Raw genomic sequence first — 22,877 nt, forward strand, 5'->3', positions numbered from 1 at the left:
TCTACGGTGTGTAGTATGTTGCTGCGCCAGGGCCTACTGGTAAACCAAATACGAATACCCATAGGTAGAACAGCACACTCCAACCTACAATGAAGCAGATTGAGTAAGGTAGCATGGTCGCGATCAGCGTACCGATACCTAAGTTCTTCATGTAACGAGTCGCTACGGCAAGAATCAAACCAAAGTAGCTCATCATTGGAGTAATGATGTTTGTCGTCGAGTCACCAATTCGGTAAGCAGCCTGAATCGTTTCCGGTGCATAACCAACAAGCATCAACATAGGAACAAAAATCGGAGCCGTTACTGCCCACTGTGCCGATGCCGAACCAATCATTAGGTTGATAAATCCACACATCAGGATGAAGGCAAAGAACAACATTGGGCCAGTTAAGCCAATTTCTTGCAGGAAGCTAGCGCCAGCAACCGCGAATACCTGACCGAAGTTAGTCCATTTAAAGAAAGCAACGAACTGAGCCGCAAAGAAAACTAATACAATGTACATGCCCATAGAAGACATAGATTTCGCCATTGCATCAATTACATCGCGATCCGTCTTCATCGTGCCAACAACTTTACCAAACACAAAGCCTGGAATAGCAAAGAACACAAAGATGAATGCCACGATACTTTTCAGGAATGGTGAACCTGCAATTGTACCTGCATCAGAACGTAGAATGCCGTCTTCTGGAACAACCGTCCAAGCAAGCAGCGCTGAAACAACCAGTACAGCAACACCTGCTAGTTTTAGGCCTTTCTTCTCAATGTCTGTTAAGCCACCCATTTTGTCGTTCGACAAATCTTCTGAGGCTTCTTCTTCACTGTATTTGCCAAGCTTTGGCTCAACAATTTTTTCAGTAACAAACGCACCTGTGATTGCAATGAAGAATGTCGACACAAACATGAAGTACCAGTTAACTTCTGGACCAACAGTGTAAGTTGGGTCAATCATTTGCGCCGCCGTTTCAGTAATGCCTGACAACAGCGGGTCAACCGTACCAATAAGTAGGTTTGCTGAGTAACCACCAGATACACCAGCGAACGCCGCAGCAAGACCGGCAAGTGGATGACGACCTAAAGAATGGAACAGCATTGCAGCCAGTGGAATAAGTACCACATAGCCAAGCTCTGATGCCGTATTTGAAATGATACCCGCGAAAACGACCGTCACTGTTACCATGCGTTGAGATGCACCCATTACTAAGCCACGCATTGCTGCAGATAGCAAGCCTGAGTATTCAGCAATAGCAACACCCAACATCGCAACCAATACCGTACCCAAAGGTGCAAAGCCGACAAAGTTTTTCACTAGATTGGTAACGATTAGTTCAAGGCCATCAGCGTTAAGCAAGCTAACGACATGAATCATGCCATCCGCGGCACGACCTTTTGCACCCTCAGGACGAGGATCAACTACGGAAACTTCGAAGTATCCTGCAATACCCGACATCACCAGAATGGCTAAACAGAAAATGGCAAATAGTGTGATCGGGTGGGGTAATAAGTTCCCCAAATATTCGACAGTATCCAAAAAGCGCGTAAACAGCGGCTTCTTAGGCGAGTTTTGTTTAATTGAATCAGATGAACTCATCTGTTCCCTCCTTGTTTTTATTCCTATGCAAATGTGACAAAAATGTCAAAAAGCGTGCGAAGGGTACTTGAGTAGAAGGTCAAATAAAAGCCCTAAATGTTACAAACCGTGACAAACAGAGGCATTTATAACCAACATTGAATAAAAATGTAGATATTTCATCCATGTAGGATAATTAAATCAACATTATCAATTAAACAAAACCATAAGTTAGATATATGCAGGTTGATTACTTTTGCACAGCTTTGAATCTCGGGTTCGTTTTACAAATGACATAAAGACGCCCTCTCCGTTTTACAATCTGGCAATCCGGATGACGACTTTTTGCACTTTTTAATGATTTTACTACCTTCATGATTTATTCCTTTTCGCTCTTAAATTGACCAAAACGACGGTTGAAGTTCGCAATGCGACCTTCGGTTTGTACAACGCGCTGTTTACCGGTGTAGTACGGGTGAGAAGCTGACGACACATCTAACGTAAAGTAAGGGTAAGTTTTGCCATCTTTCCATTCTATGGTTCTCTCCGTTTTCAACGTAGAACCAACGACAAAGTACTTATCTACACTGGTGTCGTGGAACACCACAGGACGATATTCAGGGTGGATTCCTGGTTTCATAATACTTTTCCTTTTAATTGAATTGTTATGTTATAACATTTTAATTAATAATCATTATCAACAAGAAAAGCAAGAGAAATTTGTGATACTTTTCATCTCAATGAATTCTTAAAGATGTCCACCATGTATTCCATCGAACCCATCGGCGTCATTGAGACACCGTACAAAGAAAAGTTTGCAGTTCCGCGCCAACCACGCTTAGTACCAGAGGCTAAAGCACGCGTAAAACTGTTAGGTGCAGCAAATAGCCCTGAAGCAGTGCGTGGGCTAGAACAGTTCTCTCACGTTTGGTTGTTGTTTCTATTTGATCAGAATCTGGAAGCTGGTTGGAAACCAACTGTACGTCCGCCACGATTAGGCGGCAATGAACGAATTGGTGTCTTTGCCTCGCGCTCGACTTTCCGTCCAAACGGAATCGGAATGTCAGCCGTTGAAGTGAAAGGAGTCACTAAGCAAGGCGATCAAATCTATCTTGATTTAGGCAGTGTAGATCTCGTGGATGGGACACCGATTGTGGATATTAAGCCTTATATCCCCTATTCGGATTCTATTTCGGAAGCACAAGGCGGATACGCAGACCAAGAGCCAGAAAAGTCACAAGTCACCTTTTCTGCTCAAGCATTAGCAACGATAGAAAATCGATCCGATACTGACTATGTAAGATCAGTCATTGAACAAGTTCTGGCACAAGATCCTCGCCCTGCATATAAGAAAAACAAGCCGGACGACAAAGAATATGCGGTAAATTTGTTCGACTTGAACGTAAAGTTCACAGCAACAAGCAACTTAATAACGGTTACCGCTATTGAAAGCTTTTGACAAACGCAATTGGCTGATATTATAGACAGCTAACAAATTTCCCTTTAGGGAACTCCCATACTCCTGCTTATTCAAGCTTGAGTATCTAACTTAAATAAACGGATAAATTTAATGCGTACCAGTAATTATCTTCTTTCTACTCTGAAGGAGACTCCAAACGACGCAGAAGTAGTGAGCCACCAGCTCATGCTACGTGCAGGTATGATCCGTAAGCTGGCTTCAGGTTTATACACCTGGCTACCTACTGGTCTACGTGTACTGCGTAAAGTCGAAAACATCGTTCGTCAAGAAATCGACAATGCAGGCGCAGTCGAAACTTTGATGCCCGTTGTTCAGCCGTTTGAACTATGGGAAGAGACAGGCCGCAGCGAAAAGATGGGCCCTGAGCTACTTCGCTTTACTGACCGTCATGTTCGTCCGTTTGTACTTAGCCCAACCGCTGAAGAAGTGATCACTAGCCTTGTTCGCAATGAAGTGAGCTCTTACAAACAGCTTCCGCTAAACCTGTACCAAATCCAAACTAAATTTCGTGACGAACGTCGTCCACGCTTCGGTGTAATGCGTTCACGTGAATTCTCAATGATGGATGCGTACAGCTTTGACATTGATAAAGACGGCCTACAAAAGTCATACGACGCAATGCACGATGCTTACTGTAAAGCATTCGATCGCATGGGTCTGGATTACCGTCCTGTACTTGCAGATAGCGGTGCTATCGGTGGTAGCGGCTCTCAAGAGTTCCACGTACTGGCTGAAAGCGGCGAAGATATCATCGCATTTTCTAGCGAGTCAGATTACGCGGCAAACATTGAAAAAGCAGAAGCACTAGCTCCAGCCTCTGAGGCTGCGGCACCAACACAAGAAATGACTTTGGTTGATACGCCAAACGCGAAAACAATCGCTGAATTGGTTGAGCAGTTCGAACTACCAATTGAAAAAACAGTGAAAACACTGTTTGTGAAAGCATCTGACGAAGTTGATGCGCCAATCATCGCGCTTATTATTCGTGGTGATCATGAACTGAACGAAGTGAAAGCAGAAAACCTTCCTCAGGTTGCAGCTCCACTGGAAATGGCATCTGAAGAAGAAATTCGTGAGCTTATCGGTGCAGGCCCTGGTTCACTTGGCCCTGTTGGCCTTAAACTGCCGTTCATTGTTGACCGCAGCGTTGCGGTAATGAGCGACTTCGGTGCGGGCGCGAACATCGATGGCAAACACTACTTCGGTATTAACTGGGGTCGTGATGTAGAGCTTGGCCAAGTTGAAGACCTACGTAACGTTGTGGAAGGTGACCCAAGCCCATGTGGCAAGGGCATTATCCAGCTTAAGCGTGGTATCGAAGTTGGCCATATCTTCCAACTAGGTAACGCTTACTCCGCAGCGATGAACTGTGGTGTACTGGGTCCTGATGGTAAGAACGTCATCCTAGAAATGGGTTGTTACGGTATCGGTATCACTCGCGTAGTAGCGGCTGCTATTGAACAAAACCACGACAAATACGGCATCATCTGGCCAGATGCAATCGCACCATTCCAGGTAGCGATCGTTCCAATGAACATGCACAAGTCAGAAGAAGTGAAAGAAGCCGCTGAGAAATTGTACGCTGAGCTAACGGCAATGGGCATCGAAGTGCTATTTGACGACCGTAAAGAACGCCCAGGCGTAATGTTCTCTGACATGGAGCTTATTGGTGTACCGCATACCATTATTATCGGTGACCGCTCAATGAAAGAAGGCAACTTCGAATACAAGAACCGTGCTACTGGTGAGAAAACAGCAGTCGCAATGACTGACATTGTTGAGCACGTAAAAGCTCAACTAAAGTAAGCACTAGACGAGTTCGCATTTGAAGTAGTTTCAAATAGTTAAAAAGGGTTGGCTTCGGTCAGCCCTTTTTATTACAGCTCAACATCCTCCCTCCACCTTTTTCGAACTATTCACTTTGTTAATCTTTGGTTCAGCTTCTTGCTATTAAACTGATTTCATCATCTAAAGGAGGTCAGTTATGGATTTAAAAAGTCTTCTAAACCAAGCACTCAAATCAGACTTACTTAAGCAAGGTGCAGATGCATTGGGCAAACAAACCAACAACATCAAATCCTCATCAAATTCAAGTAGTCTAAAAACGCTAGGAGCAGGTGCTGTAGGCGGAGGCCTCATCGGTATGCTGATGGGCTCAAAGAAAAGTAAAAAAATGACTAAAAAAATAGGGTCAAACGCATTAAAAGTCGGTGGCGCAGCTGCGCTTGGAGCCTTGGCCTACAAAGTGTATAACGACTGGCAAGCCAAGCAATCCGGTCAAGGTGTTCAAGAAACCTTTGACCCCGATGACAGTAAACACAGTGTCTTAATTTTAAAAGCAATGATTGGAGCTGCAAAAGCTGATGGTCACGTTGATGAAGAGGAAATGGCGCGCATTGAACAAGCTCTCGCGGATATGGGCGCAGATGAGCACGTTCGTCACCTCGTTCAGCAAGAGTTAAACAAACCGCTTGATCCTGCTGAAATTGCTAATCAGGCGACCTCTCCTCAACAAGCGTCAGAAATTTACCTGGCGTCTTTGATCGTCGCTGATGAACAAAACTTTATGGAAAAAGCGTATCTGCAAGAACTAGCAAAACAACTTCAACTTTCACCAGAAGTCACCCAGCAGTTAGAAGCACAAATGCAGTGATTAAATCTCGCTCAAGCAAACCTTCAACTTGAGCCAAAACAACTCTGTACTTTGAGTTTCAAATCCGCTGTGTGTATATTGAGATAAGTTATCATTTAGTGGAAAGAAAACATGCAAGTATACGGCTGTTGTGAACTGGTTCGTGAGCTTTATGCTCAGATTGGTAGTGGCGATCAAGCTTATATTCCCCAAGCAATTTCATGTGCAGTTAAAGCACTGAACGATGTTGCAGCGGATGAGTCCCTGCCTAAAGAAGTGCGTGAAAAAGCGGCATTTGCTGCGGCAAACCTACTGATTTCAGATTTTGAGGATAAGTAATGAATCTAGCGAACTTTGAATCCATGGACCCTGTCATGCTGATGAGCATTGTGAATATGAAGCTACGCGATGACTTCGGTGGTGACTTAGATAAACTGGTGGCTTTCTTCGATATCGAACGCACAGCACTTGAGACAAAACTGGCTTCTGCTGGTTTTGACTTTCTTCCAGAAGCAGGACAATTCCGTTAATCAACACCATTCTTGGCGGATAACCGAAACGAGAATAACCAATATGAAAAAGGGCTTGATGAGTTACCATCAAGCCCTTTTCTTTTATTCGATAGGCGTCTCGGTTAGCCAAATGAAGCCCAGATGACTGTCGCCACAAGAATTGGACATACAAACTTCACATACGCAGGCCATAACTTACCAAACCAACCTTGCGTAAACTCCGGGCAACCTTGCTCAAGCTCTTTGATTTTTGAGTTGCGATTCCATACCCAACCACCAAATAAGCAGAATAAGAGCGCAGCGGTTGGTTGTAGATACTGAGTAGCAACCGTCGCGACCATACCAAACAGAGCGCCAAAGTTATAAACAATCACCACACTGAACAAGGCAATGAGACCACCTAAAACCCAGCTCGTTGCGCTGCGCTTAGTATTGAAGCGCTCACTCACTAAAGCCACTGGACACTCTAACATTGAAATGGAAGACGTTAGCGCCGCAATCGTCAGCAATAAGAAGAACACAATAGAGAATAATTGACCAAGCAAACCTAAACTATCAAACATTAGTGGCAATACCGTAAACACTAACGTATCTGAGCTTAAGAGAGAGCCATCTTCTGCATAGATTTGAACGCCCTTTTGCATTGCTACAAACATCGCTGGCATCACCACTAACCCTGCAATGAAAGCAACGGCAGTATCTACCATGGTCACGTTCATCGCCATCTTTGGTAGGTTTTCTTTCTTACTCAAGTAAGATCCGTAAATCAACATTGAGCAGCCACCGATCGTAAGCGAGAAGAAGCCCTGTCCCATTGCAGCAAGAATCAACTTGCGGTCCCATACCTTTTCAAAATCCGGCACTAGGTAATGTTTCAGACCTTCCATCGCACCGTTTTGCGTCATGATGTAAGCAAATAGCAGAGCAAACAGAACAAACAATGCTGGCATCAAACGTGTGGACCACTTCTCAATACCTTGTTTTACGCCACCTTGTACGATGAGAATCGTCAGTACATAAAAAGTAATGGTTCCGAACAAGTTACGTTCAACACTAAAGCCCTTTAGCCATTGAGTTGCAGCTTCTAACCCCATTAGATCTGTGATTGCACCCAGTAAAAAGCAGATCAACCAACCACCAACAATTGAATAAAACGCTAAGACAGCGCTTGGTACGCTTAAACCAATCCAACCCACAATGCCGCCGAGTTTTTTACCGGTAGGGTTATCTGTGATTGCACGCATACTGTCTACAGGGTTGGCTTGACCATGGCGACCAATCGCCATTTCAACCACCAGCATCGGAAATGCGACGATAAGAATCATCACCAAATAAACTAATAGGAAAGCACCGCCACCATTACTGGCTGCTTGAGTTGGGAAGCCCCAAATATTGCCAAGGCCAACTGCGGCACCTGCGGCAGCTAAGATGAACCCGAGACGAGAGCCAAAATGCTCGCGAGGCTGAGAAGAGGTTTGCTGTGTCATACTACTCACACAAAAATATCATTGAACTAGCTAACTAGTACACTATAGCAATATTCACTATTCAACAAGAGCACCTCGGTTAAATCCTCGACAGTTGAAACAATTTGTAGTCATTCAGCTTGTAAATTTTAACGTACATCTCATATTCATCGCTCAAAAGCCTCGCGACTGTTGTTCGTTTTACGTGGCTGAATTTTACCAATCCTTCTGCCGTGAAGTGAGCCGAAAAATAATGAGCTCTGGTGTAAGGGACGAACTGTTCCTCGTGATACTGTGTCGAAAAGCAGAATATTGTGCTTCGCTTTTTCCCCCTAATGTCTATTTATCAGCTAGTTATTACTCTGTTCTCATTTATACCCATGATTCAAGGAGAGGAAAATGAAGGTCACCCTACTTCACGGAGCGATGGTTGTAGCACTCAGCGCCAGCTACCAAGCTCAAGCCTATAACTGTCAAAGTCTACCCGACTGGGACAGCACTGCGACTTATACATCGGGCGCTTTAGTAAAAACGCAAGGAGCCGCTTATGAGGCTGCATATTGGACGCAAGGCAATGATCCCGTGACCAACTCAGGATCTTGGGAAGCATGGAAAGCGTTAGGGCAATGTGATGGTGGAAGCAACAATTTATCACCAACGGTGTCGTTCTCCTCTCCAATAAACAACGCACAAATTCCCGAAGGCAGTGCGATCACTTTGTTAGCCAACGCAGCTGACGAAGATGGCCAAATCACACAAATTGAGTTTGTTGCAGGCAACCAAACCGTTGCTGTGGTAACTCAAGCACCATTCGAAGCTTCTTGGACAGCTATTGAAGGGATCTCGCAATTGACCGCAATTGCGACAGATAATGAGGGAGCTGTTAGCACCACGACGATTTCTATCCAAGTTCAACCACAAGTCGAATTACCGCCACCAAGCATTTCATTGACCAGCCCAGTAGGCACAGAAGTGCTTAATGTAGGCGATAACCTAACCGTAGCCGCTCAAGCTGACGATATTGATGGTGTGGTCACACAAGTTGAGTTCTTCGTAAACAATCAATCTGTCGCCATTGATACTAGCGCACCTTACGAATATCAATGGACCGCTAGTCCAGGTACATACTCATTCAAAGCACAAGCGACTGATGATACAAACCTCGCAACGATGAGCCAAGAAGTAGCGCTGGTTATTAGTAATGCAGAAACCGGAACAGGCGGATGTGCAGATGCAGTACCTTATGTGGCAGGCACAAGTTATCAAGCTGGCGACCTGGTTTCTCACTTCAACCAAAAATATCGTTGTGATGTTGCTGGTTGGTGCTCCTCGGATGCGAAATGGGCTTACGAGCCTGGTGAAGGGCTATACTGGCAAGATGCTTGGAGTGGCCTAGGTGCTTGTTCGACACCACCGCAAGTTACCATTACGGCACCAACGGATGGACAAGTCGTGCTCGCTGGCAGCAATAACGAAATCACGGCAAACGCAAGCGATGCTGATGGCACAGTCACGCAAGTTGAGTTTTTTGCGAACAACACCAGCTTAGGGGTCACCACTCAAGCGCCATATTCCGTTACTTGGAACGCCACACTTATTGGCGCTAACCAGCTTAAAGCCGTCGCAACCGATAATGATAACAACACGTCAGAGTCCCTGGTTGGTGTGGAAGTCAGCGATAAAGATTTGGTCGTCTCTCTGACTTCACCAAGCAGCGGTCAGACCACCGGATTAGGCAAAAGCCTCGCATTAAGCGCCGATGCAACGTCTTTAACTTCAAGCATTAAACACGTTGATTTCATGATCAACGGCTCTATTGTTGCAACCGATACCACGGCACCTTACACAGCCAACTGGACACCAACTGCACTTGGTAACTTTACAGTTAGCGCCCAAGCTGTGGATTTGTCAGGAAGCAATGCATTGTCTGACGCCGCAGCAATAACGGTGGTTGAGCAAGTAGATAAACGCCATAAACTCATCGGTTACTGGCACAATTTTGTAAATGGAGCGGGCTGTCCAATTCGTCTAGCAGATATGGCAGATGCTTGGGATGTGATTGATATTGCCTTTGCTGAAAATGATCGCAACAGTGATGGCACCGTGCACTTTAATCTATATTCAGGCGATATTTACAGCGATTGTCCAGCACTCGATCCAACACAATTCAAGCAGGACATGGCAGCGCTTCAAGCTAAAGGTAAGAAGTTTGTTCTCTCTCTTGGCGGCGCAGAAGGCACGATTACGCTGAATACCGACCAAGATGAAGCCAACTTTGTCTCTAGCCTAACAGGTCTTATCGCTGAGTGGGGCTTTGATGGTCTAGATGTGGATTTAGAGAGTGGTTCTAACTTAGTTCATGGCTCGCAAATTCAAGCTCGCCTTGGTCGTGCTTTGCTTCAAATAGAGCAAAACATGGGTGGCGATATGTACCTAACCATGGCGCCTGAGCACCCTTATGTTCAAGGCGGCTATGTGGCTTACAGCGGTATTTGGGGAGCTTACATTCCTGTGATAAACGAGACACGCAGCACGCTCGACTTGCTTCACGTCCAGTTATATAACAACGGCGGTTTGCCAAACCCATACCTGCCAGGCAGTGCACCAGAAGGCTCTGTGGATATGATGGTAGCGCAATCTAAAATGCTTATCGAAGGTTTTGAGTTGGCCGACGGCACTCAATTTGCACCATTGCGCGATGATCAAGTCGCAATCGGTTTACCTTCAGGTCCTAGCTCGGCAAATTCAGGGCAGGCTCCAACACAGAATATTATCAACGCACTAGATTGTTTAACCAAAGGCACTTCATGTGGCACCGTTAAACCAGCGTACCATTACCCGAATTATGCAGGGGTAATGACATGGTCTATCAACTGGGATCAGCATGATGGCTTTAACTTCTCAAAACCTGTCGGCGATAAACTCACCGAGATGAATACGCAATAAGCTATCAAAGAACAAGCGAGTAAAACGCAAATATCGTCTTGTTTCCATTACTTATTCAAGTATGTAAAAACGAAAAGAGAGCACAATCGTGCTCTCTTTCTTTATCTCATTGAGTTTTTTACTTTTTAATGAGTAATTAAATCGTAAATACTCGGTAATCTTTTAGCTCAGGGATTTTCTTCAACAGATCGTCTTCTTGTCCTGCCATGTCATCCAGCGAATCGCACAAGTCTTCTGCTTGTTGTTCTACCTCTTTCGAATGCTCAGCTAAACGCTCTTCTACTTTCGCGCTGAGTTCAGCCATACTCTCCGATAATGCAGTGAGGTTTATTCCCCCCTCTTCCTTCATTTTTTTCGATAAAGCATCCAACGAACTGGCTAAAAACTCTTTATTGAAGATCTCTTGTGCTTTTGCAAAGTCTTCAGTCCACCCTTGTGTCATGGACTCAAAACTTTCCGCTGGTAGAATGAAATCGCCATCTTTGTAGTAACGTGATTCAACATCAGCGAAAAAGTCCTGTACTGCGACTTTGACGTTATCAAACGCGCCAGGTGCGTCTAGGCTTTCCGCGACATCATCGATGATGTCATTTGCAAGCGCTAAACCATCACTCGCCAACTGCTTTGCTTGTGGAATATACGCGTTCATTTTTTCGCGATAGTCTTCAATTGCCGCTTTTTGGTCGGCATTGAGTTCAATTAACTCACCTTTGATGAATAGATTGTTATCTTCATCCACGACAGCTTTATCACCTGTCGTTTGGCGAATTTCCAAGCTTTGCCCATCCATACGGACTTCATTATTGATGTCCACACGACACTGCGCTGCATAACCAGTAGCACTGACCATCAGCAATGAGAGTGTAAAAAGCTTTTTCATGTCATTCTCTTTTATTTAACATTACTCGTGTTAAACATAACACTGAGTGATACATGAGATGTCAGCAAACCGTCACGACTTCGTAACAAGTTGTTTTATCTCCTATTTTCACGTCAACCTCATCACCTTCTTCTTTTCCGAACAACGCTCGACCCAGAGGAGATTTAGCTGTTAAGACAAAGACTTCCTGAGCCTGATATTGAACAGTCAAACCACCAGAGCAAGGGCCTACAAAGAAGTGCTTTTCAAGCAAATTCTCATCTGCGAGAACAACGTAAGCGCCAACACCAACAGGCGCATTCTTAAAGTCGCGAGTCACTAAAGAACGATATTGACGCAATTCCTCTTCACTATCTTGGATTCGCATGGCTTGTCCATGAGCAAGATACGCGGCTTCAAGTGCCAATGTATCGTACTTGTGCTCGGGAACAGTTTCTTCATCTGTCGCGGCATCGATCGCTCGCTGAGCCGATGCATGGGCAACTTGAAGTTTTTCTTCCAGATGTTGGATGATAATTTGGACTAAGTCAGCTTTGTTCATACTTTTAGGACGCGCGTTTAGTATTCGGGGTGTGTTAATGTAGCCAAGTTTACCATCAAAGAAAGGTTTCCCTATTATGCAAAGTGACTCGCTGCATCAAACACTTCAATCTGTATTTGGTTTTGACTCATTACGCCAAGGTCAGCAACCCGTTATTGAAGCCGTTATGAATGGTTACTCTGCTGCGGCAATCTTTCCTACAGGCTCGGGGAAGTCACTCTGTTATCAACTACCTGCAACCATATTACCCAACCTTACGTTGGTGATCTCTCCGTTGTTGGCGTTAATGAAGGATCAACTGAGCTTTTTACAAAGTAAAGGAATCGCGGCCGCTTCTATCGATAGCAGTCAAAGTAGAGAAGAAGCACAACAGGTCATGGCTGGCGTGAAGAATGGACAAATCAAAATCTTGATGATTTCTGTTGAGCGACTAAAAAATGAGCGTTTTCGTGAATTCATTCGCCAAGTACCGATTTCTTTGATGGTCATTGATGAAGCGCACTGTATTTCCGAATGGGGGCATAACTTTCGTCCAGATTATCTCAAACTACCGCAATATCAACGTGAACTGAACATCCCACAGTCTTTACTTCTCACCGCAACGGCAACGCCTGCAGTTATTGAAGACATACAAAAAAAGTTCGATATTGCCAGTGAACATATTACCGTTACAGGCTTCTACCGCTCTAATCTGGATATCTTGGTGATCCCGTGTGAGGAAACAAAGAAACAAGAACAGCTCAGTGAGATCATCGCCTCTTCACCTAAGCTTCCGACCATCGTATACGTGACGCAGCAGCAAACAGCAGAACGAGTAGCAAAGTCATTAATCCATATTGGCATTAACGCTCACGCATACCACGCTGGCATGAAAAGCGACGTTCGTGAACAAGTCCAACAGCAGTTCATGGATGGCCAAATTGACTGTATTGTTGCAACGATTGCATTTGGTATGGGGGTCGATAAATCTGATATTCGACGCGTCATTCACTTCGACTTACCCAAATCAATCGAGAACTACGCACAAGAGATTGGACGTGCAGGCAGGGACGGGCAACGCTCTGAGTGCATTCTGCTAGGCAATACGTCCGGCTTAACGGTGTTGGAGAATTTTGTCTATGGTGACACACCAGAATTTACGTCAATTAACTATGTAGTCGAGCAAGCGAAAGAACATGCTCCACAATGGGAGGTAGTGCCACTGCGTTTGTCGCGTGAAAGTAATATCCGCCAATTGCCACTCAAAACCTTATTGGTTTATTTGGAGCTACATAACGTCATTGAAGCAAAGTACAGTTACTTTGCAGAATATCGGTTTAAGTTTTTGCACGATCAGCAATTTATTGTGAATCAATTTCAAGGCGAGCGACGTCAATTTGTGGAGGCTATTTTCTCTTGCTCACAAAAAGCCAAAGTGTGGTGCCAAGTTGATCTAGAAGCGCTATGGATGAACTATCAATCGGAACGCAACCGAGTTGTCGCAGCGCTCGACTATTTTCACCAGAACGGCTGGATAGAACTAGAGAGCAAACAACTGACGGACGTGTACTCAGTTATGCCAACCAAACAGAGCTCGGATGTTTTAATCCAACAACTGTCTGAACTGTTCCAATCCAAAGAAAGCAAAGATATCGAAAGAATCCACACCATGCTGCACTTGTTCCAGTCCGAGCACTGTTTGAGCTCACAATTGGCGAACTACTTTGCGGATCACGATGCACCAAAGCAATGTGGTCACTGCTCCGTGTGTCGTGGTCACGTCGCCACATTCACAGCACCAGAACCTGAAGATATTGAACAATCTCAAGTATCGATATGGGCGCAGGAGTTTATTCAGCTTTCCCCATCGGCCATCAGTAATGATGCCGTTGCTCGCTTCTTGTGCGGAATCAGCACTCCTTTGATTAGCCAGCTAAAAGCCTCAAAGCTAGCAGGTTATGGTGCAATGGCAAACGTAAGTTTTGAGCAGGTATTAACGCAGGTAGAAACGGTAAGGGCCTAAAAAAAGCTCAATTGACGCGCTTGGTCTTCGGGCTTGAGCATCACGTTCAAGCCTAAAAGGCGAATTTCCCGTCCATTTTGGCGTTTAAGAATATCTCTTAGCAAGATCTTGAAGTCCTCAAGCTCTAATTGCGGATGGATGTGCTCAATTGTGGTCAGTTGAAAGTCGGCAAATTTGACTTTAATACCTTGTTTAATAATCGACTTATCTGGGCTTGCACGCTCTAAACGTTTCTCGAGTTCAGGATAAAGTTTCTCCTCAATCACTTGCCAACATTCACCATAGGTTGCGATGTTCTGGCTGAATGTCCTTTCCACACCGACGGACTTTCTCTCGCGCTCAACAACGACTTCTCGATTATCAATTCCATGGCTTCGCTGCCATAAGGAGGCACCCTGACGACCAAACTGCCTCAACAACTCTCGATAGTCACTGTTTTTAATGTCCTCACATCGATAAAAACCGGCTTGGTGGAGCTTCTCAAGACTCACTTTTCCCACGCCAGGAATATTCTCTAACGGAAGACTATCGATAACCTCTTGGACTTTCTCTGGCGGAATCACAAACTGACCGTTGGGCTTGTTCATGTCTGACGCGACCTTGGCAAGAAACTTAATCGGAGCAATGCCCGCCGATGCCGTCAACCCAAGTTCACTCCAGATATCACGGCGAATTGACTCTGCGATCAACGTTGCGGAGCCACGGCAAGCTGTCGAGTCCGTGACATCGAGGTATGCTTCATCCAATGAGAGAGGTTCAATGATAGGCGTATAACGCTCAAAAATAGCACGAATCTGCTGAGAGACTTGCTTATATACATGCATTCTACCGGGCACAACCAACAAATGAGGACAGAGTTGCAGCGCGCGCGCCGTTGACATTGCACTGCGAACACCATATTTACGCGCATCATAATTACAGGTGCTAATCACTCCACGCTGCTTTTCATGTCCGCCAACAGCGAGTGCAATGCAACGGTAACTGGGGTTATCTCTCATCTCTACGGCAGCATAAAAACAATCCATATCGACATGAATAATTTTTCTAATTCGATCTGACATAGCCATCAAAGCACTGTTCAAAAAAACAGTATAAATCAAATCTACCTGAAGAGAAATGGGCGTGTTTAAACGAACGTCAATCTCGAAGCATTACGTCCAATTGATCGACCAATTCGGCCCAATCTGCATCTTCTTCGATGGCTTGTTTTAGAAAGTTCGCCTGTGACATCGTCCAAAAGCTAGCTTCATGTAAAGGCGCAGAATCTCTTTTGTGTCGATGTTGATTAATAAAATCTTTCATTTCTTGAGGAGAGCTACCGAGGCCCAGTTGTTGAAATAGCTCAGCCATACCATGTTGATGCATTTCCATACTACTTTCTCCCTACGTTAGCTAAACATAATTATATAACTAAGACAGGAATAATGATGTGATGTTAACGGATGCGTGTCAAACATTTGAGTAGTTGTTCTACTTTTGGTTGACATGTGTTTTTTGATGGCGATAAGTTTAATTTTAGTTATCATTGATTTTAAACAATTAATTTTGGGGACTGCGCTTGAGTAATAAGATTCTGGTTGTTGAAGATAGTCGTGCATTTAAAAACTTTCTTTGCCAAACAATAAGCCAAGCTGGTTATGAGGTCATCGCAGCGGAAAGCTACGCGGAGGCAAAGAACTTGTTATCTTCAGCACAGGACCTCTTCTGTGCGGTTTTAGACTATTGTTTACCGGATGCTCAAGATGGCGAGATTATTGACCTCGTTTTGGAACATGGTCATCGTGTCATTGTTTTAACGGCTCGATTTCAAGAAGACACTCGCGAAAAGATGCTTGCAAAAGGTGTCCTCGACTATATTTTGAAAGACAGCATGGCGTCCGTTTCCTATCTATTACCACTCCTCAAGCGACTAACCAACAATCAACAACACAAATGTTTAGTCGTTGATGATTCACACACCGTAAGAAGACACATTGCCCAACTTTTGGAGCATCAATATATTCAGACGTTGGAAGCTGACAATGGGCAAAAAGCCCTAGAGCTTGTCGAGCAAAATCCAGATATCACTCTCGTTTTAACCGACCATGATATGCCCGTTAAAGATGGCATTACTATGGTGCGTGAATTACGTCGGAAGTGGGATAAAAATCAATTAGCCATTCTCGGCTTGTCGGGTAGTAACTCTAAGACCATGACGGCTAGGTTTCTAAAAGCAGGGGCCAATGACTTTTTATACAAGCCATTTAATCAAGAAGAATTTTTTTGCCGTATTCACCAACTGTTAGATATCAAAGACGCAACATCTGAACTGTTTAAAATGGCAAATCAAGATGCGCTAACGGGCTTATGGAACCGCCGCTTTCTGTTTGAGCAACCCCATGTAGAAAACGCTCAAAGAAACATCGCGATGCTTGATATCGATTTCTTTAAGCAAGTAAATGATACACACGGACATGAGGGCGGCGATGCAGTGTTAGTCATGATAGCGAATATTCTAAAAATCTATTTTCCAAATGATATTGTCGCTAGGCTTGGTGGCGAGGAGTTTTGTATTCAAGCCAGTGGCGACTATGACGGCTTTCTAACACGCTTAGAACAAATGAGACAGCGCATAGAAAAAACGCCAATAACTTATTTGGACAAAAACATTCTTGTGACCGCGAGTATTGGTGTAAGCAACATCGAGGGGGAGCTGGAACAACAAATAAAAGTGGCGGATGAGCGACTTTACATGGCCAAAGAGAACGGACGTAACCAAATCATTTCTTCGTCCTAATGACTATCAGTGTGGTCTTGCTCTGTAACATGAGAGAAAGAAACAACAAAACACGGTATTGGGCTCTTTCTCGGACATCTGAGCTTTGGTTAGCTGCCTAAAAATAAAGCTCAGCAGAACGCTGAGCTTTATCACTTTCTTAGTACGATTAACCAATACTAAGCAATTCTATCTTTTTCCCACGCCGCCAATTTCTCAGCACGCGCAGCCTCGCGCGCTTCACGTTTTTTACGCGCATCGCAGGGTTCTGGACAATTACACACTTTTTCGATGCCAACTGCCCCTAAGCCACCACAGCTACCTTTCACGACTTTCTTTTGGAAAATGTATCCGACAGCCATTGCAGTGATTACCGCGACAAACACAGCAAAGGTAATTAGAAATGTATTCATAAAAACATGCTCACTTCTGTTGTTATTTCTTCATGAATGGCTTGTATGCTTCCGAAGCCAACTCTTTAAAACCATCTTCCGTTTTCACAATCATGAAAACAGGAATATTATTTTCGTTCGCAATTGCCATGCCTTTGTCTTCACCTAGCACCATAAGACCAGTTGCAAGACCATCAGCAGTCATCGACGATTTATCTAATACCGTTACAGACACCACTTTATGATGAATTGGTTTGCCTGTTCGTGGATTAATAATATGAGAGTATCTCACACCATTACTCTCAAAGTAATTACGATAGTCACCACTTGTTGCAATTGCCATGTCGCCTGGTTCAATAATTTCTTGAATTGAACGTTCATCAACGGTCGGTTTTTCAATTGCGATACGCCAAGGCACACCTTCACGATTGACACCTTTGAGACGCATTTCACCGCCAACTTCGACCATAAAGTTCTGTACCCCTTCAGATTGAAGGTAGTCAGCAACCACGTCAACCCCCCAACCTTTCGCAATCGTCGATAGGTCGACGTACAAGTTAGGAAGGTCTTTGGACAGTGTATTACCATCAACAGATAGGTGGTGAATACCGGTATTTGCTTTGCGAGCAGCGAGTTCTTCATCGGTTGGAACTACATCTGGACGAGCTTCTGGACCAAACCCCCACAGGTTAACTAGAGGGCCGACCGTCACATCCAATGCACCTAAAGTAAGACCGTTAAGGCGAATTGCTTCTTTCACTACCGTTGCAGTTTGTGTCGAAACTGTAAATGGCTCGCTCGTTTGATGCTGATTAAAACGACTTAACTCTGAGTCGTCACGATAGGTCGACATTTGGTCATTAACCTCTTCCAATAAGCGATCAATTTCTGTCTGCATCGCTTTTGGCGTTGGAATACCATCTTGCTCGATATACTTGATGTTGTAAGAAGTCCCCATGGTAGGGCCACTTAAATGAATTTGATCGGCAGGCTGCTCACAGCCAGCCAAAATCAATAGAGAAGCAAATGCAACAAGCCACTTTTTCACTTGTTAACTCCCAATGTTGTTGAATTGATATGGGAAATAGGATCAATCCTTTCAATCCGATTACCTATATCAACTGTTGAGTATCAGTTTTATGTCTATAAAAAATAATGGCTAGCTCTCTTGGAGAGCTAGCCATAGATTCAATCACTTGGAGGAATTAACCACCGAAGTCATCTAGTAGGATGTTTTCATCCTCTACACCTAGATCTTTTAGCATGCCGATTACAGCAGCGTTCATCATAGGTGGACCACACATGTAGTATTCACAGTCTTCTGGCGCTTCGTGATCACGTAGGTAGTTCTCGTAAAGAACGTTGTGAATAAAGCCAGTGTAACCATCCCAGTTATCTTCTGGAAGTGGATCAGACAGTGCACAGTGCCATACGAAGTTGTCATTCTCAGCTTGTAGCATATCGAAATCTTCTACGTAGAACATTTCACGCTTAGAACGTGCGCCGTACCAGAAAGACATCTTACGCTTAGAGTGCAGACGCTTAAGTTGGTCGAAGATGTGTGAGCGCATTGGAGCCATACCAGCACCACCACCAACGAATACCATTTCTGCATCTGTATCTTTCGCAAAGAACTCACCAAATGGACCAGAAATAGTACACTTGTCGCCTTCTTTTAGAGACCAGATGTACGAAGACATGATGCCTGGGGGTACGTCTGGGTTGTTCGGCGGCGGAGTTGCGATACGAACGTTAAGCATGATGATACCGTGCTCTTCTGGGTAGTTAGCCATAGAGTATGCACGAATGGTCTCTTCATTAACTTTAGACTCGTAACGGAAAAGGTTGAACTTCTCCCAGTCTTCACGGTATTCCTCAGGAATATCGTAGTCTGCGTATTTCACGTGGTGAGCAGGAGCTTCAATCTGGATGTAACCACCAGCACGGAAAGGTACTGATTCGCCATCTGGAATTTGTAGCTTAAGCTCTTTGATGAATGTCGCTTTGTTATCGTTAGAGATAACAGTACATTCCCACTTCTTAACGCCGAAGATTTCTTCAGGAAGCTCGATATCCATGTCAGTTTTCATTGCAACCTGACACGCTAGACGCTCACCTTCACGCGCTTCACCTTTAGTAATATGGTCAAGCTCGGTTGGTAGGATGTCGCCACCACCTGATTTAACTTTTACGCGACACTGACCACATGAGCCACCGCCACCACAAGCAGAAGATACGAATACGCCAGCACCTGCTAGAGCACTCAGTAGCTTACCACCTGGTTGTGTAACGATCGCCAGAGAAGGGTCATCGTTCACAGAAATTGTAATGTCACCTGTTGGTACAAGCTTAGACTTAGCGAAAAGAATCACTAGTACTAGTGCTAGTACGATCAGAGTAAACATCACTACACCAAGAATAATGTCCATTGACTATTCCTTAATTGTTGCGGTTTACCCGACTTACAGTTGAACACCAGAGAAAGACATAAAGCCTAACGCCATAAGACCTACAGTGATAAATGTGATACCAAGACCACGTAGACCTGGAGGTACGTCAGAGTACTTCATCTTCTCACGGATACCTGCAAGAGCAACGATTGCTAGCATCCAGCCCACACCAGAGCCGAAACCGTAAACGATCGATTCAGCAAAGTTGTAGTCACGTTGTACCATGAAAGATACACCACCGAAGATTGCACAGTTTACTGTGATCAGCGGTAGGAAGATGCCTAGCGCGTTGTACAAAGGTGGGAAGAAACGGTCTAGGACCATCTCTAGAATCTGTACAAGTGCTGCAATTACACCGATAAAGGTGATGAAGTTTAGGAAGCTAAGGTCCACGCCCTCAACTAACGCGTTCTCTCTCAGAACTAGGTTGTATACCAGGTTGTTCACAGGAACAGCGATAGTCAGAACTACCACAACTGCAACACCTAGGCCGAAAGAGGTCTTAACCTTCTTAGATACGGCAAGGAAAGTACACATACCTAGGAAGAAAGACAGAGCCATGTTTTCGATGAAAATCGATTTAACTAACAGACTAATGTAATGTTCCATGACGTCCTTACTCCTTCGCTTCTACTTGTTCTGGTTTCAGAATACGGATTACCCAGATAAGGAAGCCGATTAGGAAGAATGCTGATGGTGCTAGTAGCATTAGGCCGTTAGGCTGGTACCAACCACCGTTGCTCACTAGAGGTAGAACTTCTAGACCAAATAGTTTGCCTGAGCCAAATAGCTCACGGAAGAAACCTACAGTGATAAGAACGAAGCCGTAACCTAGACCGTTACCAATACCGTCAATAAGAGATGGTACTGGCGCAGACTTCATTGCGAATGCTTCAGCACGACCCATTACGATACAGTTAGTGATAATCAGACCAACGAATACAGATAGCTGTTTAGAGATATCGTATAGGTAAGCTTTTAGCACTTGGTCTACCACGATTACTAACGATGCGATGATTGCCATCTGAACGATGATACGCACACTGTTAGGAATGTGGTTACGGATCAATGAAACAGAGAAGTTAGACAACGCAGTTACAAATGTTACCGCTAGTGTCATTACAAAAGCTGTTTCTAGTTTAGTTGTTACTGCAAGAGCAGAACATACACCAAGAACTTGTAGCGCGATTGGGTTGTTATCCAACACTGGCGCTAGGATGCTCTTTTTAACGTTTTGTGCACTAGACATTAGTTAAGTTCTCCGTCACGAACTTTTGCTAGGAAAGGACCAAAGCCCATATCACCTAACCAGAAGTCAAATGTGTGTTGAACACCATTACTAGTGAGCGTCGCTCCTGATAGGCCATCAACACCGTGCTCAGAACCTTGCGGTGCGCCGCCTTTCACGACCTTAATCGCTGGCTGGTGATCTTCATTGTACAATTTCTTGCCAATGAATTGATCGCGCCATGAAGGGTTCTCTACTTCACCACCAAGTCCAGGAGTTTCACCTTGCTCGTAGTAAGTAATAGCAGACACAGTGTTACCATCAGTTTCAACGGCTACAAAGGCATACATCATCGACCATAGTCCTTTACCGTGCATAGGCAGGATAACTTTTTGGACTTCATCTTGATCTTTTACAAGGTACACCACTGCTGTATTCGCGCGACGACGGATATCAGCTACGTCTTCTTCTGGTGTCAATGCGATTGAACGTTCTGCATCTTTTGATGCTTCACGTTGATCGTACGTAGATGCATTACCCTCAGTAAAGTTACCTGTTTCAAGGTCTACTAGACGAGGTTCGATGTACTCAGCAAATAGCTCTGGTACTTTCTTACCGTTTGCGTCAATGCCTGCAACTTCAACGATCTTTGATTGCTTATCTAGGACAGCGTTAGCTTTTTGCTTATCACGCAGACCTACTGCTGCTGTTGATACGATGATTGAACAAACAAGGCTCAACCCGATAACAACACCCAGCGTCTTTTTAATGCTGTCGTTATTACTTGCCATAGCGTGCTAGTCTCCGCTTGATGTTCTTCTCAATCACTACATGGTCGAACAGAGGTGCGAATAGGTTCGCGAATAGAATCGCCAGCATCATACCTTCTGGGTACGCTGGGTTAACTACACGGATCATCACACACATTGCACCAATCAGGATGCCGTACCACCATTTACCTTTGCTAGTAAATGACGCTGATACTGGGTCCGTTGCCATGAAGAACATACCGAATGCAAAACCACCTAGAACTAGGTGCCAGTGCCATGGCATATTAAACATTGGATTAGTGTCAGAACCGATCACGTTAAACAGAGTCGATACTGCGATCATACCGATCATCACACCCGCAATGATGCGCCATGAAGCGATTCGCATGTAAACGATCATCGCTGCACCGATCATTAGAGCTAGAGTCGATACTTCACCAATAGAGCCAGGGATGTTACCGATGAACGCGTCCATCCAAGTGATAGGAGCGCCAGTTACTGTGTTAACTAGAGCACCGTTACCACCTTGAGCCCATTGGCTAAGAGCAGTTGCACCAGAGAAGCCGTCAGCTGCAGTCCATACTACGTCACCCGAAATTTGTGCTGGGTAAGCGAAGAATAGAAATGCACGACCTGCAAGTGCAGGGTTAAGGAAGTTACGACCTGTACCACCGAAGATCTCTTTTGCTACAACAACACCAAATGTGATACCTAGTGCCGCTTGCCATAGAGGTAGCGTTGGTGGAACGATAAGTGCGAATAAGATAGAAGTTACAAAGAAACCTTCGTTAACTTCGTGTTTACGCACCATACAGAACAACACTTCCCAGAAGCCACCAACAATAAATACTGTTGCGTAGATTGGCAGGAAGTAAGTCGCACCTAGTAGCATCTTACTGCCAACACCCGCTTCCGCACCGATAGTGCCGCCAAGCATTTCTGTTAGCCAGTAGTGCCAGTTACCTGCGATAACTGTCGCTAGTTGGTCACCAGCGTACATGTGGTTAAGTGCTGCAATAGCTTGGCCACCTGCGTTGTACATACCCCAGAACATTGCTGGGAATACCGCAAACCAAACCATGATCATGATACGTTTTAGGTCAACGCTATCACGAACGTGCGAGCTTTTATTTGTTACGATACCTGGCGTGTAAAAAACTGTTGCTACAGCTTCGTACAGGGCAAACCATTTTTCGTGTTTGCCACCAGGCTCAAAATGATGCTCGATGTCTTCAAGAAACTTTTTAAGAGCCATG

General features: G+C 44.6%; 23 protein-coding genes. 8 read left to right on the forward strand and 15 right to left on the reverse strand.

Annotation, left to right across the window (positions count from 1 at the left end):
* Position 1: 1 nt before the first annotated feature.
* From R7E47_RS11630 to R7E47_RS11640, 3 genes are all read right to left on the reverse strand, one after another.
* Positions 2–1,588 carry an AbgT family transporter gene (locus tag R7E47_RS11630; protein ID WP_005380301.1) on the reverse strand — a complete coding sequence of 529 codons (1,587 nt, stop codon included), beginning with the start codon at positions 1,586–1,588 and terminating at the stop codon, positions 2–4.
* Positions 1,589–1,817: 229 nt separating this feature from the next.
* Positions 1,818–1,943, reverse strand: coding sequence for a type B 50S ribosomal protein L36 (ykgO, locus tag R7E47_RS11635; protein WP_005380299.1), 126 nt, complete (start codon positions 1,941–1,943; stop codon positions 1,818–1,820).
* A 3-nt stretch (positions 1,944–1,946) separates the two neighbouring features.
* Positions 1,947–2,207, reverse strand: coding sequence for a type B 50S ribosomal protein L31 (locus R7E47_RS11640; protein WP_005380295.1), 261 nt, complete (start codon positions 2,205–2,207; stop codon positions 1,947–1,949).
* 123 nt (positions 2,208–2,330) lie between these two features.
* On the opposite strand from R7E47_RS11640, the gene tsaA reads away from it, so the two are divergent.
* From tsaA to R7E47_RS11665, 5 genes are all read left to right on the forward strand, one after another.
* Positions 2,331–3,026, forward strand: a complete 696-nt coding sequence (gene tsaA / locus R7E47_RS11645) for a tRNA (N6-threonylcarbamoyladenosine(37)-N6)-methyltransferase TrmO (protein ID WP_005380294.1) — start codon at positions 2,331–2,333, stop codon at positions 3,024–3,026.
* A gap of 111 nt (positions 3,027–3,137) precedes the next feature.
* Entirely contained in the window at positions 3,138–4,853 is a 1,716-nt protein-coding gene (locus R7E47_RS11650) for a proline--tRNA ligase (RefSeq protein WP_054577581.1), read from the forward strand.
* A gap of 178 nt (positions 4,854–5,031) precedes the next feature.
* Positions 5,032–5,700 (forward strand): tellurite resistance TerB family protein, encoded by a 669-nt coding sequence (locus tag R7E47_RS11655; RefSeq protein WP_053306724.1) that lies wholly within the window; start codon positions 5,032–5,034, stop codon positions 5,698–5,700.
* A gap of 111 nt (positions 5,701–5,811) precedes the next feature.
* Complete coding sequence (locus tag R7E47_RS11660) at positions 5,812–6,018, forward strand: YaeP family protein (RefSeq protein ID WP_005391765.1); 207 nt, start codon at positions 5,812–5,814, stop codon at positions 6,016–6,018.
* A complete protein-coding gene (locus R7E47_RS11665; RefSeq protein WP_005380289.1) occupies positions 6,018–6,209 on the forward strand; it encodes a DUF4250 domain-containing protein in 192 nt (63 codons plus the stop codon). Before R7E47_RS11660 ends, R7E47_RS11665 begins: the two co-directional genes overlap by 1 nt.
* A 104-nt stretch (positions 6,210–6,313) precedes the next feature.
* Here the strand turns inward: R7E47_RS11665 and R7E47_RS11670 are convergent, their stop codons facing one another.
* Entirely contained in the window at positions 6,314–7,678 is a 1,365-nt protein-coding gene (locus tag R7E47_RS11670) for a sodium-dependent transporter (RefSeq protein ID WP_033905531.1), read from the reverse strand.
* Positions 7,679–8,056: 378 nt separating this feature from the next.
* Between R7E47_RS11670 and R7E47_RS11675 the strand changes: the two genes are divergently transcribed.
* On the forward strand, positions 8,057–10,603 hold the full coding sequence (locus tag R7E47_RS11675; protein ID WP_318084310.1) for an Ig-like domain-containing protein: 2,547 nt from the start codon (positions 8,057–8,059) through the stop codon (positions 10,601–10,603).
* Between the two features lie 136 nt (positions 10,604–10,739).
* Here R7E47_RS11675 and R7E47_RS11680 read toward each other — a convergent pair whose 3' ends face one another.
* Both R7E47_RS11680 and R7E47_RS11685 read right to left on the reverse strand, forming a co-directional pair.
* Complete coding sequence (locus R7E47_RS11680) at positions 10,740–11,483, reverse strand: YggN family protein (RefSeq protein ID WP_005385316.1); 744 nt, start codon at positions 11,481–11,483, stop codon at positions 10,740–10,742.
* Positions 11,484–11,544: 61 nt separating this feature from the next.
* Positions 11,545–12,024, reverse strand: coding sequence for a GreA/GreB family elongation factor (locus R7E47_RS11685; RefSeq protein WP_053349827.1), 480 nt, complete (start codon positions 12,022–12,024; stop codon positions 11,545–11,547).
* Positions 12,025–12,100: 76 nt separating this feature from the next.
* Between R7E47_RS11685 and R7E47_RS11690 the strand changes: the two genes are divergently transcribed.
* Positions 12,101–14,026, forward strand: coding sequence for an ATP-dependent DNA helicase RecQ (locus tag R7E47_RS11690; protein ID WP_318084311.1), 1,926 nt, complete (start codon positions 12,101–12,103; stop codon positions 14,024–14,026).
* Here the strand turns inward: R7E47_RS11690 and dinB are convergent.
* Together dinB and R7E47_RS11700 are read right to left on the reverse strand one after the other, a co-directional pair.
* Positions 14,023–15,087: a DNA polymerase IV gene (gene dinB, locus R7E47_RS11695; protein ID WP_411913450.1), complete on the reverse strand. Its 1,065-nt coding sequence runs from the start codon at positions 15,085–15,087 to the stop codon at positions 14,023–14,025. The two genes, R7E47_RS11690 and dinB, sit on opposite strands and share 4 nt — an antisense overlap.
* A gap of 76 nt (positions 15,088–15,163) precedes the next feature.
* On the reverse strand, positions 15,164–15,397 hold the full coding sequence (locus R7E47_RS11700) for a DUF2789 domain-containing protein (RefSeq protein WP_005380277.1): 234 nt from the start codon (positions 15,395–15,397) through the stop codon (positions 15,164–15,166).
* A gap of 187 nt (positions 15,398–15,584) precedes the next feature.
* Here R7E47_RS11700 and R7E47_RS11705 point away from each other — a divergent pair, with 187 nt between their 5' ends.
* A complete protein-coding gene (locus R7E47_RS11705; protein WP_005380276.1) occupies positions 15,585–16,802 on the forward strand; it encodes a response regulator in 1,218 nt (405 codons plus the stop codon).
* Between the two features lie 158 nt (positions 16,803–16,960).
* On the opposite strand, the gene nqrM is transcribed toward R7E47_RS11705, so the two are convergent.
* From nqrM to R7E47_RS11740, 7 genes are all read right to left on the reverse strand, one after another.
* Entirely contained in the window at positions 16,961–17,194 is a 234-nt protein-coding gene (nqrM, locus tag R7E47_RS11710) for a (Na+)-NQR maturation NqrM (RefSeq protein ID WP_005380273.1), read from the reverse strand.
* Positions 17,195–17,216: 22 nt separating this feature from the next.
* Positions 17,217–18,221, reverse strand: a complete 1,005-nt coding sequence (locus R7E47_RS11715) for an FAD:protein FMN transferase (RefSeq protein ID WP_005380272.1) — start codon at positions 18,219–18,221, stop codon at positions 17,217–17,219.
* A gap of 157 nt (positions 18,222–18,378) precedes the next feature.
* On the reverse strand, positions 18,379–19,602 hold the full coding sequence (nqrF, locus tag R7E47_RS11720; protein ID WP_005380271.1) for an NADH:ubiquinone reductase (Na(+)-transporting) subunit F: 1,224 nt from the start codon (positions 19,600–19,602) through the stop codon (positions 18,379–18,381).
* A gap of 33 nt (positions 19,603–19,635) precedes the next feature.
* Positions 19,636–20,232: an NADH:ubiquinone reductase (Na(+)-transporting) subunit E gene (gene nqrE, locus R7E47_RS11725; protein WP_005380270.1), complete on the reverse strand. Its 597-nt coding sequence runs from the start codon at positions 20,230–20,232 to the stop codon at positions 19,636–19,638.
* Positions 20,233–20,239: 7 nt separating this feature from the next.
* Entirely contained in the window at positions 20,240–20,872 is a 633-nt protein-coding gene (locus tag R7E47_RS11730) for an NADH:ubiquinone reductase (Na(+)-transporting) subunit D (protein ID WP_005380269.1), read from the reverse strand.
* Positions 20,872–21,642: a Na(+)-translocating NADH-quinone reductase subunit C gene (locus R7E47_RS11735; protein WP_005380267.1), complete on the reverse strand. Its 771-nt coding sequence runs from the start codon at positions 21,640–21,642 to the stop codon at positions 20,872–20,874. The genes R7E47_RS11730 and R7E47_RS11735 overlap by 1 nt, the downstream gene beginning before the upstream one ends.
* Positions 21,632–22,876, reverse strand: coding sequence for an NADH:ubiquinone reductase (Na(+)-transporting) subunit B (locus R7E47_RS11740; protein WP_005380265.1), 1,245 nt, complete (start codon positions 22,874–22,876; stop codon positions 21,632–21,634). Before R7E47_RS11740 ends, R7E47_RS11735 begins: the two co-directional genes overlap by 11 nt.
* Position 22,877 lies beyond the last annotated feature (1 nt).

The organism is Vibrio sp. Vb1026 (assembly GCF_033338745.1).
In the GTDB taxonomy this organism is placed as follows: domain Bacteria; phylum Pseudomonadota; class Gammaproteobacteria; order Enterobacterales; family Vibrionaceae; genus Vibrio; species Vibrio alginolyticus.

Bases quoted from the DNA above. Each gene is read 5' to 3' on its own strand.
- R7E47_RS11655 (WP_053306724.1), top strand. From the start codon at position 5,032: ATGGATTTAAAAAGTCTTCTAAACCAAGCACTCAAATCAGACTTACTT.
- tsaA (WP_005380294.1), top strand. From the start codon at position 2,331: ATGTATTCCATCGAACCCATCGGCGTCATTGAGACACCGTACAAAGAA.
- R7E47_RS11685 (WP_053349827.1), bottom strand. From the start codon at position 12,024: ATGAACAAAGCTGACTTAGTCCAAATTATCATCCAACATCTGGAAGAA.
- R7E47_RS11665 (WP_005380289.1), top strand. From the start codon at position 6,018: ATGAATCTAGCGAACTTTGAATCCATGGACCCTGTCATGCTGATGAGC.
- R7E47_RS11650 (WP_054577581.1), top strand. From the start codon at position 3,138: ATGCGTACCAGTAATTATCTTCTTTCTACTCTGAAGGAGACTCCAAAC.
- nqrM (WP_005380273.1), bottom strand. From the start codon at position 17,194: ATGAATACATTTCTAATTACCTTTGCTGTGTTTGTCGCGGTAATCACT.
- R7E47_RS11675 (WP_318084310.1), top strand. From the start codon at position 8,057: ATGAAGGTCACCCTACTTCACGGAGCGATGGTTGTAGCACTCAGCGCC.
- R7E47_RS11690 (WP_318084311.1), top strand. From the start codon at position 12,101: ATGCAAAGTGACTCGCTGCATCAAACACTTCAATCTGTATTTGGTTTT.
- R7E47_RS11670 (WP_033905531.1), bottom strand. From the start codon at position 7,678: ATGACACAGCAAACCTCTTCTCAGCCTCGCGAGCATTTTGGCTCTCGT.
- nqrE (WP_005380270.1), bottom strand. From the start codon at position 20,232: ATGGAACATTACATTAGTCTGTTAGTTAAATCGATTTTCATCGAAAAC.
- ykgO (WP_005380299.1), bottom strand. From the start codon at position 1,943: ATGAAGGTAGTAAAATCATTAAAAAGTGCAAAAAGTCGTCATCCGGAT.
- R7E47_RS11640 (WP_005380295.1), bottom strand. From the start codon at position 2,207: ATGAAACCAGGAATCCACCCTGAATATCGTCCTGTGGTGTTCCACGAC.
- R7E47_RS11740 (WP_005380265.1), bottom strand. From the start codon at position 22,876: ATGGCTCTTAAAAAGTTTCTTGAAGACATCGAGCATCATTTTGAGCCT.
- R7E47_RS11735 (WP_005380267.1), bottom strand. From the start codon at position 21,642: ATGGCAAGTAATAACGACAGCATTAAAAAGACGCTGGGTGTTGTTATC.
- R7E47_RS11660 (WP_005391765.1), top strand. From the start codon at position 5,812: ATGCAAGTATACGGCTGTTGTGAACTGGTTCGTGAGCTTTATGCTCAG.
- dinB (WP_411913450.1), bottom strand. From the start codon at position 15,087: ATGTCAGATCGAATTAGAAAAATTATTCATGTCGATATGGATTGTTTT.
- nqrF (WP_005380271.1), bottom strand. From the start codon at position 19,602: ATGGACATTATTCTTGGTGTAGTGATGTTTACTCTGATCGTACTAGCA.
- R7E47_RS11700 (WP_005380277.1), bottom strand. From the start codon at position 15,397: ATGGAAATGCATCAACATGGTATGGCTGAGCTATTTCAACAACTGGGC.
- R7E47_RS11630 (WP_005380301.1), bottom strand. From the start codon at position 1,588: ATGAGTTCATCTGATTCAATTAAACAAAACTCGCCTAAGAAGCCGCTG.
- R7E47_RS11680 (WP_005385316.1), bottom strand. From the start codon at position 11,483: ATGAAAAAGCTTTTTACACTCTCATTGCTGATGGTCAGTGCTACTGGT.
- R7E47_RS11730 (WP_005380269.1), bottom strand. From the start codon at position 20,872: ATGTCTAGTGCACAAAACGTTAAAAAGAGCATCCTAGCGCCAGTGTTG.